At 37.1% G+C, this 15795-nt stretch carries 16 protein-coding genes; 9 read left to right on the top strand and 7 right to left on the bottom strand.

Annotated features, from left to right (window positions below; translation table 11 throughout):
* Positions 1-176: 176 nt before the first annotated feature.
* The 8 genes from metK to M030_RS0108135 all read left to right on the top strand — a co-directional run bounded on the left by metK (position 177) and on the right by M030_RS0108135 (position 6764).
* Positions 177-1457 (top strand): methionine adenosyltransferase, encoded by a 1281-nt coding sequence (gene metK, locus M030_RS0108095; protein WP_027373048.1) that lies wholly within the window; start codon positions 177-179, stop codon positions 1455-1457.
* Between the two features lie 80 nt (positions 1458-1537).
* Positions 1538-2029 (top strand): hypothetical protein, encoded by a 492-nt coding sequence (locus M030_RS0108100; protein ID WP_027373049.1) that lies wholly within the window; start codon positions 1538-1540, stop codon positions 2027-2029.
* A 196-nt stretch (positions 2030-2225) separates the two neighbouring features.
* Positions 2226-2816, top strand: a complete 591-nt coding sequence (locus tag M030_RS0108105; protein ID WP_027373050.1) for an RNA polymerase sigma factor — start codon at positions 2226-2228, stop codon at positions 2814-2816.
* Between the two features lie 202 nt (positions 2817-3018).
* Entirely contained in the window at positions 3019-3714 is a 696-nt protein-coding gene (locus M030_RS0108115; protein ID WP_027373051.1) for a YjjG family noncanonical pyrimidine nucleotidase, read from the top strand.
* 223 nt (positions 3715-3937) lie between these two features.
* Positions 3938-4387 (top strand): PepSY-like domain-containing protein, encoded by a 450-nt coding sequence (locus tag M030_RS0108120; RefSeq protein ID WP_027373052.1) that lies wholly within the window; start codon positions 3938-3940, stop codon positions 4385-4387.
* A gap of 34 nt (positions 4388-4421) precedes the next feature.
* The gene (locus M030_RS0108125) at positions 4422-4628 is read left to right on the top strand and encodes a PepSY-like domain-containing protein (protein ID WP_027373053.1); all 207 of its coding nucleotides are present in this window, start codon (positions 4422-4424) and stop codon (positions 4626-4628) included.
* Between the two features lie 181 nt (positions 4629-4809).
* Entirely contained in the window at positions 4810-5481 is a 672-nt protein-coding gene (locus M030_RS0108130; protein WP_027373054.1) for a response regulator transcription factor, read from the top strand.
* On the top strand, positions 5481-6764 hold the full coding sequence (locus tag M030_RS0108135) for a sensor histidine kinase (RefSeq protein ID WP_027373055.1): 1284 nt from the start codon (positions 5481-5483) through the stop codon (positions 6762-6764). The genes M030_RS0108130 and M030_RS0108135 overlap by 1 nt, the downstream gene beginning before the upstream one ends.
* A 97-nt stretch (positions 6765-6861) precedes the next feature.
* Here the strand turns inward: M030_RS0108135 and trpS are convergent, their stop codons facing one another.
* From trpS to ileS, 7 genes are all read right to left on the bottom strand, one after another.
* Positions 6862-7830, bottom strand: a complete 969-nt coding sequence (gene trpS / locus M030_RS0108140) for a tryptophan--tRNA ligase (protein WP_027373056.1) — start codon at positions 7828-7830, stop codon at positions 6862-6864.
* A 245-nt stretch (positions 7831-8075) separates the two neighbouring features.
* A complete protein-coding gene (locus tag M030_RS0108145) occupies positions 8076-8720 on the bottom strand; it encodes a vancomycin high temperature exclusion protein (protein WP_027373057.1) in 645 nt (214 codons plus the stop codon).
* A gap of 16 nt (positions 8721-8736) precedes the next feature.
* On the bottom strand, positions 8737-9375 hold the full coding sequence (locus M030_RS0108150) for a lipoprotein signal peptidase (protein WP_027373058.1): 639 nt from the start codon (positions 9373-9375) through the stop codon (positions 8737-8739).
* The gene (locus M030_RS0108155; RefSeq protein ID WP_027373059.1) at positions 9375-9569 is read right to left on the bottom strand and encodes a DUF2683 family protein; all 195 of its coding nucleotides are present in this window, start codon (positions 9567-9569) and stop codon (positions 9375-9377) included. Before M030_RS0108155 ends, M030_RS0108150 begins: the two co-directional genes overlap by 1 nt.
* Before the next feature lie 17 nt (positions 9570-9586).
* The gene (locus M030_RS0108160) at positions 9587-9832 is read right to left on the bottom strand and encodes a DUF6576 domain-containing protein (protein WP_027373060.1); all 246 of its coding nucleotides are present in this window, start codon (positions 9830-9832) and stop codon (positions 9587-9589) included.
* Between the two features lie 79 nt (positions 9833-9911).
* Positions 9912-10292 (bottom strand): TraR/DksA family transcriptional regulator, encoded by a 381-nt coding sequence (locus tag M030_RS0108165; protein WP_027373061.1) that lies wholly within the window; start codon positions 10290-10292, stop codon positions 9912-9914.
* A 59-nt stretch (positions 10293-10351) separates the two neighbouring features.
* Positions 10352-13747 carry an isoleucine--tRNA ligase gene (gene ileS / locus M030_RS0108170; RefSeq protein WP_027373062.1) on the bottom strand — a complete coding sequence of 1132 codons (3396 nt, stop codon included), beginning with the start codon at positions 13745-13747 and terminating at the stop codon, positions 10352-10354.
* 316 nt (positions 13748-14063) lie between these two features.
* Between ileS and M030_RS26005 the strand changes: the two genes are divergently transcribed.
* Complete coding sequence (locus tag M030_RS26005; RefSeq protein WP_027373063.1) at positions 14064-15749, top strand: M23 family metallopeptidase; 1686 nt, start codon at positions 14064-14066, stop codon at positions 15747-15749.
* Positions 15750-15795: the final 46 nt, after the last annotated feature.

The following is a 15795-nucleotide window of genomic DNA, read 5'->3' on the forward strand; positions in this document are numbered from 1 at the left end:
CAAAATTTTTGAGTATTACGAAAATAGTGCTTAAATTTGCTGACGTTTATTAACGAGGAAAAATTTGACCTGATTGCAACCTCTATAAAAAAATGCTAAAACAGTATTCTTTTTTTCGGGCCATTTATTCTTATTTTTCTTCGACAATATTTTTAATCTAAAAAACAAAGAATAATATGTCTTATTTATTTACGTCTGAATCAGTTTCAGAAGGACATCCGGATAAAATTGCAGATCAGATTTCCGATGCATTAATCGACCATTTTTTAGCCTATGATAAAGATTCTAAAGTAGCATGCGAGACGCTTGTTACTACGGGACAGGTTGTATTGGCAGGAGAAGTAAAGTCAGATGCTTATCTTGATGTACAGACGATTGCAAGAGAGGTAATCAATGGGATCGGATATACAAAAGGGGAATATATGTTCAACGGAGATTCTTGTGGAGTGATCTCAGCGATTCACGAGCAGTCTCCTGATATCAACCAAGGAGTTGACAGAGCTGTGACAGATGAATCTTTTGAAGCGAAAGCTAATGCACAGGGAGCTGGTGACCAGGGAATGATGTTCGGTTATGCTACTAATGAGACGGCAAACTACATGCCTCTTGCACTGGATCTGGCTCATACTATTCTTAGGGAACTTTCTGCGATCAGAAGAGAAAATAAAGAAATCACTTATCTTCGTCCTGATGCAAAAAGCCAGGTAACTATTGAATATTCTGATGATCACAAACCAATCAGAATTGATTCCATCGTAGTATCTACACAACATGATGACTTCGGAACAGAAGAAGAAATGCTGAACAAGATCCGTGAGGATATCAAAAACATTCTGGTTCCAAGAGTTGTTGCACAGCAGACTGAAGAAATCAAAGCATTATTCAACGAGCAGATCAAATATCACATCAATCCTACCGGTAAATTTGTAATCGGTGGTCCTCACGGGGATACCGGTCTTACAGGCAGAAAAATCATTGTTGATACCTATGGAGGAAAAGGGGCTCACGGTGGTGGTGCTTTCTCAGGAAAAGACCCTTCAAAAGTTGACAGAAGTGCTGCGTACGCAACAAGACATATTGCCAAGAATCTGGTAGCAGCTGGAGTTGCTGACGAAGTTTTAGTGCAGGTTTCTTATGCAATCGGGGTTGCTGAGCCATGTGGTCTGTATATTAATACGTACGGAACTTCAAAAGTTGATCTTCACGATGGAGAAATTGCCAAGAAAGTTTCTGCTATTTTTGATTTAAGACCTTATGCTATTGAGCAGAATCTGAAATTAAGAAACCCGATCTATCAGGAAACGGCTTCTTACGGGCATATGGGTAAAGATCATTATGTTGCTGATAAAACTTTCAATAAAGGCCATAAAAATGAAATTACCTTGAAGGACCTTGAGTTCTTTACCTGGGAAAAGCTAGACAAAGTAGAAGAAATTAAGGCTGTTTTCGGAATTTAATTTTTTCTTTAGAATAAATGAGCTGCTTTATCTTCTGATAAGGCAGTTTTTTTTATTTTTACACTTTAATTAATTGAACGATGATGAATTTTCGAACTGCGGTTACAATTCTTTCCCTGTTTTTTCTGACTACATTGGTAAAAGCCCAGTATACCATGCATAAAATGATAAGTGTAGGATATACCTATCAGAACCAGAGTTTCGGGGAAGTCGGGGGTAAATTGCTTTTTCTGAAAAATGACGATGTAATTTACAGGTTGGGAGGTTCTGCCCTGATGGGAGTGGCAGACTCTAAATTTGCCATCATGCCCAAGCTGCAGGCAGACGTACTGCTTAACTTTGAGAAGAATGTGGATTTCTACCATTCTTACTATTTTTTGGTAGGAGCGGAAGGAACCAATAAATATATAGCTCCCAAGATCGGAGTAACATTATTCGGGATGCTGGACCTTACCGGTGGCTATGCATTTCCCATTGGAGATACCCGTTTAAACGGTAAAGAAATGAAAGGGATAAATATTAATTTTACACTAAATATCCCTACAGTCTTCATTCATGATATGTTTAAGTGATTTTTTTTAAATTTTTATCGTGAAAAATTAATAAAAGGTTAACAGTTATTAAAAAATTATTATATTTACGTCATAATATAATTTGTACCAGCCTATCGAAGAGACTCTACTCTAAAAACTGTTTTGTATTTACAGCTAGAACCAGATGAGATATCTGGAAGGATACCTGTCTACAAATGTTATATTGAGAAGAGTTATGAAATCAAAATCGGATAGTTTACTAATTTCACTTTACCAGAAAGGTGACGAAGAGGCATTGTCAACCCTTATTCATCGCCATCAGAGAGAACTTTTTACATTCATTTTTTATAAAATTAATGATGAAGATTTAGCCAACGATATTTTTCAGGATACATTCATGAAAATTATTGTAATGCTTAAAGAAGGACGCTATAACGAAGAAGGCAAATTTATTCTTTGGGCCAAAAGAATTTCTCACAATTTAATCATCGATCATTTCCGGTCAAAAGCCAAAAATATCAAAGTCTCAGAAACTACTTTTGAAACCGATGAGTATTCTATTTTTGACCTGATCAGGGAGCCTTCTGAAAATATTGAAGATCAGATGGTTACTAACCAGATCCAGGAGGATTTGATGAAAATGCTGCAATTTCTTCCACTCAATCAGCAGGAAGTGATCAAATTAAGGTTTTTTGACGGACTAAGTTTTAAAGAAATTGCAGATCATACGGATATGAGTATTAATACCACCCTTGGCCGGGTTAGATATGCACTCATCAACCTGAGAAAAATCATGGATGAAAATAATATAATATTAACCAGATAAATAATATTTTGAAAAATTTCGCGTTTTAAGGAAAACATGCTTCGCTTATGAAAAAAAATGACTCCTTAAAAGTGAAAACTTTGAAACCTAAAAAACAAACCATCGATTTTTTGCTCAATTTTTCTAAAAGTATTGAAATTGTGAAGAGCAAGAGCAAAAATTACCCGATTCAAAAAAATTAAAATGATTAACTTTGTGCTGTATGAAAATGCAGCATGTTTATTTTGACCTGGACAATACGCTCTGGGATCATCGCAGAAACGCCTATCTGACGATCAAAGACCTTTTCGAAAAACAGGAAATAACTTCAAAATATAATATCGATTTTGAAGAGTTTCACGCTGTTTACCACGATATCAATGAAGACCTTTGGGAAAAGATAAGAGATGGAATTATAGGCAAAGAGTATTTGAGAGAACATCGGTTTTATGACTCATTCAAACATTTCGGTGTAGAAAATAAAGAACTTTCTCTTTATTTTGAGGAACATTTTCTGGATAATATTGTAAGCCACAATGAATTGGTAGACGGAGCAGAAGATATCCTTGATTATTTAAAAGCTAAAAACTATACTTTACATATCATTTCCAACGGCTTCCAGGAAGTGACAGAAAGAAAGTGTACATTATCAGGCATTGCCCATTATTTTAAAACGATTACCAGTGCAGATGCCATTGGTGTAAGAAAACCTAATCCCAGGATTTTTGAATATTCCCTGGGACTTTCAGAGGCCAGAAAAGAAGAGAGTATTCTGATCGGTGACGACTGGATTGCCGATGCCATGGGAGCTACAGATTTTGGGATGGACGCTATCTTTTTTGATGTTTATAAAGAAGATAAAAAAGAGCCGGGGATAAAGGCTGTTACCCATTTGCAGCAAATTAAAGATTACCTGTAAGGGTAAGACATTGATAATATAGAGAAGCCATTAAGTTCAACTTAGTGGCTTTTCTTTTCTTCATATATTTTTAAAATAAAGACAGATAAGTCCGGCCACCTGTACAAATCTTGGATCATATTAAATTTAATCCGTTTTAATCTTTTACCGAATTTTTTTTCCTAATTCTTTCCCAAATTGATTCTGAACTTTGCTCTATAATAAGAACGGAAAAATTAATGTTATGAAAAATTTAAAGAAAATTACGGCAGTATTTGTTTTTATGTTTTTACTAATGGGAGGGTCTATGTCCGCACAGGATAGAGCAATCTCGCCGAATCAGTTGCCAAAGACCGCCAAAAACTTTTTATATGCCCATTTTAAAGGGATTCCCGTAAGCTCTGCTGTGGAAGACAGAGAAATTTATGGGGTTGATGAATATAAGGTATACCTGAACAATGGAATGAAAATGGAATTCGATAGTAGCGGGAACTGGAAAGAAGTTGATGGAAAACACCAGAAAATACCTTACGGTTTTATTCCTGCTTCCATCAGAAATTATTCTGTAAAGAATTTCCCCAATACTTATATTACTAAGGTTGAAAAAAAGAGATGGTCTTATAAGGCTGAACTTTCCAACGGATTAGAACTGGAATTTGACAGAAGCGGAAATTTTAAAAAAATTGATGACTGAGTAAGATAACGTATAACAATAAAAATTTAGCATTATGGTCAACTGGAGCTTAATAAAAAGTAACGGAAGAAAACTGTCTTCCGCTAAGATTAGAAAAAGTATTGTGTCTTTTATGACAAAGCACCATCCGTGCAGTGTGGTTCAGTCCGTTGAAAAAAAATATAATGCCTATAAAATCGAATTAATAAGTGGAGTAAGCCTGTTTTTCGATGCTAACGGACGTTTTGTAAAATCAAACTAACTGTTCATGAAAGAAGGCTTAAAGACGAATGCCGGTGATCACTTACGAATATTAGATATTTTATGGGTAGTGTACCATGCTAGTCTTATTCTGACGATGCTTTCGTAATGATCCCGGCTTTGCTCTATAATTTTATATATTTGATATAAATTTAACCCTGTCTCAGTGGCGCAAATTACCTATGAAGATTTTAATAGTAGAAGATGAACCGGAATTGAAGAATGTTGTACAGAAATTTCTGGAAGCGGAACATTTCATTGTGGAGTACGCCGATACCTATCATGCCGGGTTGGAAAAGATTATTTCCTATGAATATGACTGCATTTTGTTAGACATTATGCTTCCTGATGGTAACGGTATCGACCTGTTGAAAGAGATTAAAAAAATGCATAAGAAAGATCCGGTGATCATCTTATCTGCAAAAGATTCAGTAGATGATAAAGTAGCCGGATTGGAAATTGGAGCGGATGACTATCTTGCCAAACCTTTCCATCTTGCAGAATTAATGGCAAGGATCAAATCTGTGATCAGAAGGAACCATCAGGATGGCGAAAATATCATTTCCTATAAAAACATAAGCATAGACCCGGACAACAGAAAAGTAATGGTAGCAGGCGAAGAACTTCTTGTAAACCGTAAAGAATATGATCTGTTGTATTACTTTGTAATTCACCCGGAAAAAACATTGCAGAAAACTACCCTTGCAGAGGCGATTTGGGGAGATTACATCGATCAGGCAGATAGCCTTGATTTTATCTATTCACAGATTAAAAACCTTCGCAAAAAACTGAAAGCATCCAATGCGGAAGCAGATTTTCAGGCCGTGTACGGAATAGGATATAAATTTGTCTGATGAAAGTTTCACTAAAATACTACACGATAAAATACCTTATCATGATCCTGTTGCTGATCATTGCAGTATGGGCAGGGTTATTTTATGCTTATATCCTGGACGAAGTACATGATAATGTAGATGATGGATTGAGAGACAGGAAAATACAGATCATTAAAGCGGTGTACCTTAACCCCCAACTCTTGAAGAATAATGAATTTGGATTTAATGAATTTAAAATCAATCCTATTGGTTCCGGAGATTATCAAAATAAAAGCAGGCTCTATAATAAAATGTATTATATGGAGTACGATGACAAGGACCAGCCCTATCGTGTGCTCGAAGCAGATTTTATTGATCAGTATAAAAATCACCAGCGACTTGTCATCAGAACTTCGACCGTAGAGGAAGATGAATTGATCTATGACCTCACGACGGCTCTTATTGTGTTGTATATTCTTTTAGTCATAAGCATTGTCGTTGTCAATGGCTATCTCCTCAATAAAGCAATGAGGCCCTTCTACTCAATTTTAGATAAGCTTAAAAAATATCAGTTTGGGGTGCCTTCCCTCCAGAATCCGCAAAGTTATTCGATTAAGGAATTTGAAGAACTGAACGTAGAAATTGATGAAATGATTGAACGAAACGAACTCGTTTTTTATCAGCAGAAACAATTCATAGAAAATGCTTCCCACGAACTTCAGACTCCGCTGGCAATTGTTATTAATAAGATAGATCTGCAGATTCAAAACGAAAATCTTGATGAAAAAAACATGAACCTTCTTTCTGAAGTGAAAAATGACCTCAGAAGAATGGTGGGGCTGAATAAATCTTTACTCATGCTTTCCAAAATAGAAAACAGCCAGTTTAATAAAACCTCAGGGGTAGATTTTAATGATTTGATCACCAAACTGGTTGAAAACTATGAAGACTTCATAGCCTTTAAGAAAGTGAATGTCAATATTATAGGAAAAGGATTTTTTATTGCGGATTTTAACCGGGATCTTGCAGATATTTTGTTGTCCAATCTTCTTAAAAACGGAATAAAGTATAATAACGAAAACGGTATTCTCAATATCATCATTGAAGATAACAGGATTATCTTTCAAAACAGCGGAGCCGGAATCGCTTTAGATGCATCAAAAATATTTAACCGTTTCTATAAGCAGGGTAGTGATCATGGCTCTACCGGGCTGGGTCTTTCTATTATAAAGACGATCATCAAACAATATCCGGGCTGGAGTATTTCATACGAATTTGAAGACGCAATGCATTACTTTATTCTTGAAAAAAACAAGAGGTAATTCAGGGGGGTGAACTACTATAAAACTACCGTTAGCAGATACAATAAGAGGCTGTCTCATGTTGAAACAGCCTCATTTATTATATTAAAACATAGAATTAAAATCCTAAGCTTGTTCTTACTCTTTTGAGAGTTTCCATTGCAATTGGTCTTGTTTTTTCTGCTCCCTGCTGCAATTTTGCTTCCAGCTCGTCCAGGTGTGTCATGTAATAGGAGAATATTTCTCTTTCTTTGGCAAAACGAACCAGGATCAAATCCAATAGTTCTTTTTTAGCATGTCCGTATCCGAAGTTTCCGGCAAGGTATTTTGCTCTCAGCTCCTCCGTTTGTTCAGGTGTTGCAATCAGCTCATAGATCTGGAAGGTCTTATCCGTTTCAGGATCTTTAGGCTCTTCCAAAGACTTGGAGTCTGATTCAATACTCATTACCTGCTTTTTTAATTCCTTTTCAGGTAAGAAAATATTGATGATATTTCCCATAGACTTAGACATTTTACGCCCGTCTGTTCCCGGTACATATTTTGTGTCCTGTTGAAGCTCTGCCTGTGGTAATACCAGCACTTCTCCCATTTGGTTATTAAATCTGGAAGCTACATCTCTTGCAATTTCCAGATGCTGAAGCTGATCTTTTCCTACAGGAACAATTTCCGCATCGTATAATAAAATATCCGCAGCCATCAGAATAGGATAAGTGAACAGACCGGCATTCACATCCTGAAGGCGGTCAGCTTTATCCTTAAATGAATGAGCCAATGTTAATCTTTGATAAGGGAAAAAACATGATAAATGCCAAGATAGTTCACAGGTTTCAGCGATATCACTTTGTCTGTAGAAGAATGTTTTTTCAGTATCTAGTCCACAAGCAAGCCAAGCCGCAGCAATCTCGTAGGTATTTTGTCTTAACGTCTGCGCATCTTTGATCTGCGTCAGCGTATGAAGATTCGCAATAAATAAAAATGATTCATTTCCTTCCTGCTTGGAAAGTTCGATCGCAGGAATGATTGCCCCAAGCAAATTTCCAAGATGGGGTGTTCCGGTGGCTTGAATGCCGGTAAGAATTCTTGACATTTATTTAAAATTTATATTTAAAATTAATGAATTGCAAATTTACGAGGTTTGCGGGGAATAACGAAAGATAAAAGATAAAAGATAAAAGATGTTGCTATTAAAAATCAATAGGGGTGGCTTTAGTCCGGCCAGCTTAAAATTCAGCATCCATCCATTGGCTTCAGCCAAAATCAATCTATCCAAAATAATCAATCTATCTTTCCACAATCGTCTGTGAATATCCTTGCAATCCGTGGTAAAACGAATTAAGGAATAACAATCTTCTCACCTCCGAATTTCGGTTCCACTCCAAAAAGAAGATCCCAATACACTTTGGCTTTAGCAAGATATTCTCTCAGATTTGTTTTTAAGCCCGCATATTTATTCACATCCGCTGCATTATAACCGAAGGCTTCCATTCCATTTTTTCTGGCCAGAAAAACGGCTCTTTCATTATGGAATTTCTGAGAAATAATCACCAGTCTGGTCTGGCTGAAAATGTCCTTAGCCCTCACCACAGAATCCAATGTTCTGAATCCTGCATGGTCTAAAATAATATGATCCCTTGAAACTCCTGCCTGAACGAGAGCAACCTGCATATCTTCAGGTTCATTATAATCCTTTGTACTATTATCACCACTTACAATAATATACTTTATTTTTCCGCTTTTATACAACTCTGTCGCTGCTTTTATCCTGTTGTAGAAATAGGCATTAGGCATTCCGTTGCTTAAGGTTTTTCCGGTGCCGAGCAACAATGCTGTTTTGGTTTCCGGCACATCCGTTATATTGTAAAAAACAAAAGCCACACTGTCTTTTTTGATGCTGTAATTGGCCCAGGCAATAAAAATAATTCCTGCAACGAATAGAAGCAGGAAAAATGTAAGAATATTGTTGATGATTTTTTTCATTCGAAAAATAAGTTATTTAAAATTCAAGACCGTTCGGGAAAGCTTTTTTTCTGAAGATCAGCAGGAAGGCTGCTCCTACAGTAATTGCCGAATCGGCAACATTGAAAATATATTTGAAAAATTCAATATGTTTTCCTCCGATTACGGGCCAGCTTTCAGGAACATACCAGTCTACCAGCGGGAAGTGGAGCATATCTACTACACATCCTTTCATAAAGGTAGAATAACCATGGCCAAAAGGAACCATCTTGGAAATTCCTCCATAGCCAATCCATCGGTCGATACTCGGATCATAAACAGTTCCGCTGTCGAAGATCATCCCATAGAACATTCCGTCGATAAGATTTCCGATAGCTCCGGCAAAAATAATAGACATGGGAATAAGAAGATAGTTGGAGGCTCCTTCTTTTAACCACTTTTTGAACATATAAATCATTCCACCGATTAGGAAAACCCTTAAAATTACCAGAAAATATTTCCCGATGATTCCTCCGAAATGGAAACCGTAAGCCATTCCCGGGTTTTCTACAAAAGTCAGTTTGAATCCAGGAAAAACAGAGATACTGTCATCGAGGTTGAAATGTGTTTTAATATAAATTTTTGAAGCCTGATCAATTAACAACACTAAAAATGTTATCGCTAATATCTTTTTCATTATTCTCCTTTAGGTTTTGAAGGTTTTGCTCCCGGCTTTGCAGTTTTATGATCACTCGCTTTCTTAATCACCTTTTGTCCGTTGAATGAACTTTTGACATGAGCTTTTTCAAACTTAATGTTCATTTCTTTCAAAACACTTTTCAGGGCGCTAAGCTCCATAGAATTTTTTGGATGTACTATGATTGATTCCATTTCTAATATTTAATTTTTTACATTTTGGACAATTCGTCAAGTCTTTTTCTGTCGGTTGCCGAGAGATCATTGATGCCGTTTTTGCCCATCTTACCCAAAAGTCTGTCAATTTCTTTCTCCCGCTCACGTTTGGCGGAATTAAATCGGTCATCAATCGTATAATTTTTTTGTTTATCAGCAAAGAATCGGTTTTTGATCCATTCCCTGTTGAAAAACAATAAAATTACAGCGACGATTCCTATTAAAATGACTACTTCGCTCATGAGTATACATTAAAAATTAGGTTTATAAAGTATCCTTTGAATACGATATAAACCCAATATTATTTTACAAACCTTACGGCTATTTCTGCATATTTTTCGCTTCGATGCTTAGTGTCGCGTGAGGAACGGCTAAAAGTCTTTCCTTAGGAATTAATTTCCCTGTTACTCGGCAAACACCGTACGTTTTATTTTCGATTCTGATTAATGCATTCTTAAGATCACGCACGAATTTTTCCTGTCTTCCTGCTAAAATAGAATTCTGCTCTTTGCTTAGTGTTTCAGCACCCTCCTCAAAGGCTTTGAATGTAGGTGAAGTATCATCTGTACCATTGTTCTGGTCATTAATGAAACTTTCTCTGATCAGCTGAAGATCTTTTTCTGCTTTTTCTATTTTGTCTTTTATGATCGCTTTAAATTCCTGTAAATCAGCATCGCTGTATCTAACTCTTTCGTCTGACATATTCTTTTCTCTTTTTTAATAAAATTATGAAATGGAATTTGAAATACAATAACTACATGTTAATTTTTTTCGACATTTATCTTAAAATTAACCTCATCTATTTCGATTTCGTTAAAATTTGAAAGTGAAGATACAATTTCTATTTTACTTGACAAGACCTCTGAAGAAATATATTCCTCATTTTTCTTAATATCTTCAAGGAATGGAGAAGTTTCCTCAATCGAGATATTAATTCTGTCTGTCAGGTTAAAGTCTTTATCTTTTCGCAGGTTTTGAATTCTGTTGATAAATTCTCTTGCGATACCTTCAGATTTTAATTCATCTGTTAACGTCAAATCTAATGCCACAGTTGTTTTTCCGTCAGAAGTTACTGTCCATCCCGGGATATCTTTTGTCGAAATTTCCACATCATCCGGTGTGATTTCATATCCTTGGATATCAAGTTTTCCTTCTTTTTCAAGAGCCGCAATTTGTTCTGTCGTAAGATTGCTGATTTCGGCACCTACCACCTTCATATCTTTTCCTAATTTAGGACCAAGAGCTTTGAAGTTAGGTTTTATCTGTTTTACAATTAAATGGGAAGCTTCTTCCGCATTGATCAACTGCAGTTCTTTTACGTTGACTTCCTGTTTGATCAGGTCGGCTACAGCAAGAATCTGCTCTTCCGTTTTAGAATCCAATACAGGAACCAATACTTTTTGTAAAGGCTGACGCACTTTTACGTTCTCTTTCTTTCTAAGAGAGAACACCATACTGGTAATGTTTTGGGCCAAATGCGTTTTTTCAACCAGATCCTGATCGATTAAACTCTCATCTGCTACCGGGAAGTCTGTTAAATGTACAGATTCACAATTCTCTTTTCCGGTTACTTTATTTAAATCCTGATACAATTGATCCATAAAGAACGGGGCAATAGGAGCTGATAACTTGGCTACCACTTCAAGACAAGTGTACAAAGTCTGGTAAGCAGAGATCTTATCATCTGAATAGTCTCCTTTCCAGAAACGTCTTCTGCACAATCTTACATACCAGTTACTCAAATTATCATTTACAAATGTGCTGATCGCCCTTGCTACTCTTGTTGGTTCGTAATCCTCGTAGAATGCTTTTACTTCTTTGATCAGCAGGTTCAGCTCGGAAAGGATCCATCTGTCAATCTCCGGACGGTTTTCCACTTCTTTCTCTGAGTAATTAAATCCATCCACGTTTGCATATAACGCGAAGAATGAATAGGTGTTGTACAATGTTCCGAAGAACTTTCTTCTTACTTCATCAATACCTTCGATATCAAACTTCAGGTTTTCCCAAGGATTTGCATTGGAGATCATGTACCAGCGTGTGGCATCCGGTCCGTATACTGAAAGCGTTTCAAACGGATCCACGGCATTTCCTAAACGTTTTGACATTTTCTGCCCGTTTTTATCCAGAACAAGACCGTTACTCATAACATTTTTATAAGCTACTGAATCAAAAACAGCTGTTCCGATGGCATGCAGCGTATAGAACCATCCACGGGTCTGATCAACACCTTCTGCGATGAAGTCAGCCGGGAATGCTTTATGGTTGTCAATTAATTCTTTATTTTCAAAAGGATAGTGCAGCTGAGCATACGGCATAGAGCCTGAGTCAAACCAAACGTCGATCAGGTCGCTTTCGCGCTTCATTGCTCTTCCCGAATCAGAAACTAAAATTACTTTGTCTACTACATTTTTGTGAAGATCAACCAGTTCATAGTTCGATTCAGACATATTTCCGATTTCGAAACCTTTGAATGGGTTTTCAGTCATCAATCCTGCTGCAACAGACTTTTCGATCTCGTTGTACAGTTCTTCAACAGAACCAATGATCTTTTCTTCTTTTAAGTCGTCAGTTCTCCAGATCGGTAACGGAATTCCCCAATACCTCGAACGGGACAAGTTCCAGTCGTTCACATTCTCCAGCCAGTTGGCAAAACGTCCCTCTCCGGTGGCTTTAGGCTTCCAGTTGATTTCTTTGTTTAAATTAACCAGTCTGTCTTTTACGGCAGTCATTTTCACAAACCATGAGTCCAGCGGATAATAGAGTACCGGTTTGTCAGTTCTCCAGCAGTGTGGATACGAGTGGACATATTTTTCTACTTTGAAGGCTTTATTCTCTGTTTTCAATAAGATCGCAAGCTCTACATCCCATGATTTCTCAGGAGCAGTTCCTTCATCGTAATATTCGTTTTTGATATACTTTCCTGAAAATACTTTAGGAACATTTTCTCCTTTGATGAACCTCCCTTGTAAATCTACCAGTGGAACGAGATTGTCATTTTCATCTTTTACCAACATGGGCGGGATCTCAGGCTGAGCCATTTTTGCTACTCTTGCATCATCAGCACCAAAAGTAGGAGCGGTATGTACGATACCTGTACCATCTTCTGTTGTTACGAAATCACCCAGGATCACTCTGAATGCGTTTTCAGGATTGTCATTCGGTGTAAACCATGGAACCAGTTGCTCATATCTTGTATCAACAAGCTGCTCTCCGGTAAACTCTTTTAAAACCTTAAATGGAATCACCTTAGCCTCTGGAGTGTAATTTGCAAAATCCTCATCCGTTCCTTCTGTATATTTCTTACCGAAAACCTTAGGTAAAAGAACTCTGGATAAAACGACAGTTACCGGTTCAAAAGTGTATTGATTGAAAGTTTTAACCAAAACATATTCAATATCTCTTCCTACGGTAAGAGCCGTATTGGATGGTAACGTCCATGGAGTGGTCGTCCACGCCAGGATATGCACATCTCCGTCAACATCACTGAATAATGCAGACGAATCCTTCTTTACTTTAAATTGGGCAACAACGGTAGTATCCGAAACATCACGGTACGTTCCCGGCTGGTTCAGTTCGTGTGAAGAAAGACCTGTCCCTGCTTTCGGAGAATAAGGCTGGATCGTGTATCCTTTGTACAACAAGCTTTTGTCATACAATTGCTTTAACAGCCACCAAACCGTTTCCATATATTTTGACTTGTAGGTAATATACGGGTCATTAAGGTCTACCCAATATCCGATTTTCTCGGTAAGGTTATTCCAAACGTCGGTATAACGCATTACTGCTTCACGACAAGCTTTGTTGTAATCTTCAATCGAGATTTTTTTACCAATATCTTCTTTAGTGATTCCTAATTCTTTCTCCACACCCAGCTCCACAGGAAGACCATGCGTATCCCAGCCTGCCTTACGGAAAACCTGCTTCCCGTTCTGCGTCTGGTAACGGCAGAAAATATCTTTCAATGCTCTTGCCATTACGTGGTGAATTCCAGGCATACCGTTTGCTGAAGGCGGACCTTCGTAAAATACAAACTCAGGATTACCCTCGCGAATCTCAACACTCTTGCTGAAAGTTTTATTCAGTTTCCAAAATTCCGCTACATTCTCGGCTATGTCAATAAGGTTGAGGTTTTTATATTCTTTAAATTGGCTCATTGTAAATATCTCAATATTTCGTTGATTAATAAGTTTGCAAATTTAGTGAATTTTGTCGGTTTATAATATATGTTTTATTTCGATATCTTCTATTAAAAACTTCAATTTCAGAAATATAAATACTGGAAGCGCATAAGAGCGAATCTGACATCATTGGTAATTGGAATTTTCGCAAAATTTTGACCGGACTTTCTAATGGAATCTTCTACGAAAAAGCTGATAAAAATTAATATCAAAAAATATCGGTAAGATTAAAATAGCACGATCATTGCTTGAAATTTTGTATATTCAAATGAACCTAATCCCAAATGATGTCATGAAAATATTTTATAAACTGATGCTTATTGTTTGTTTAATCAATGGTATCATATCCAAGGCCCAAAACTATCCACAGAACTATTTCCGGAATCCGTTGAATATTCCCATGCAATTGGCCGCCAATTTTGGGGCTATCCGTTCCAATCATTTTCATATGGGGCTGGACTTAAGAACCAACAGCCAGGAAAACCTCTCGGTTCTTGCAGCAGCAGACGGATATGTAAGCAGAATAAAAGTAGAACGGTATGGCTTTGGAAATGCCGTATACATAACCCATCCGAATGGCTACACCACAGTATATGCTCACCTGAATAAGTATTTTGATGCACTTGATGCCTATGTAAAAGAAAGACAATATAAAGAGGAAAAATGGGAGCAGGATATTAGTTTTCAGCCGGGACAGTTTCCTGTAACCAAAGGTCAATTGATAGCCTTAAGCGGAAATACAGGAGGGTCGGCAGGACCTCATCTGCATTTTGAGATACGTGATACCAAAACAGAAGAGTGCCTTAATCCACTTCTTTTTGGTTTTACAATTCCTGATAGTGTAGCACCCATCATCAGTGGATTGTACTGGTATGACAGACGTTTTAGTACCTATGAACCGGGAGCAAATGGTGTATCAGTAAAAAAGATTGGAAACATATACACGGCGGATGTGGTAAGAGTAAACTCTCCGGTTGTAAGCTTTGCGATAAAAGCCGTGGATAAAGCCAATCAAGGGTTCAATCTGGGGATTTATCATGCAGAATTACTGATGGATGGTAAATTGATCTATAGTTTTTCTATAGATAAAGTGAGCTATGATGATACCCGTTATGAGAATGGCTCTATAGATTATACCAAATTTGCAAGGGATAAGATGAGCGTTCAGCATTTATCCGTTTTACCGGGAATGAAATTACAGAATTATAGCGTTCCGGGTTTATCAGGAATCATCAATCTGCAGGATAATGAAGTTCACAATATTGAAATTATTCTAAAAGATATCAAAGGAAATATCAGCAGGTTGGCAACGAAAGTTCAGCTTGATGGCATCGGAAATAAAATTAATCCTTCAGGTACCGTTTTAAATCCCAATGAGGCAAAGACCATCAACACTCAAAATGCTGATGTCAGTTTCAGTAAATATGCAGTTTACGATGCTGTTAATTTTACTGCAAATGAAAAGCCGGATGCAGATTCCGATGTGATTTCCAATATCATCAGTCTTCACAGTACGTATGTGCCGGTGCACGACAATTATACCATAAAAATAAAACCGAACAGGCCGCTGAATAAGGAAGAAAAAGATAAGGTGGTTCTTTTGTTTGACTATAGCAGTGATAAAGATGCCGTGAAAGGAAAATGGAACGGGGATAAAGTTGAAGGACAATTTAACAGACTGGGAACAGTAAAACTTGTGCTGGATAAAACTTTGCCATCCGTTTTTCCTGGATGGAAAGAAGGTGGGCTTATCAATAGCGGTTCTTTGCGTTTGAAAGGAAGCACAAAAATAGGCGATATTGTATTCTTCCGTGCTGAGATGGATGGAAAATGGCTCAGATTTGCCCGGGTTAAAAACGATTTTGTATATGTTTTTGATGAAAAATGCCCGAAAGGTTCAGGATCCCATACTTTGAAAGTTACCACAATCAACACAGCAGGCAATACCAATACCCAGACTTTTACATTTCAGAGATAGGGGAATTGTCTTTAAATGCTTTAATCCTTCAATCTTTTAATTTAAT

The organism is Chryseobacterium sp. UNC8MFCol (assembly GCF_000482305.1).
Classification (GTDB): Bacteria; Bacteroidota; Bacteroidia; order Flavobacteriales; family Weeksellaceae; genus Chryseobacterium; species Chryseobacterium indologenes.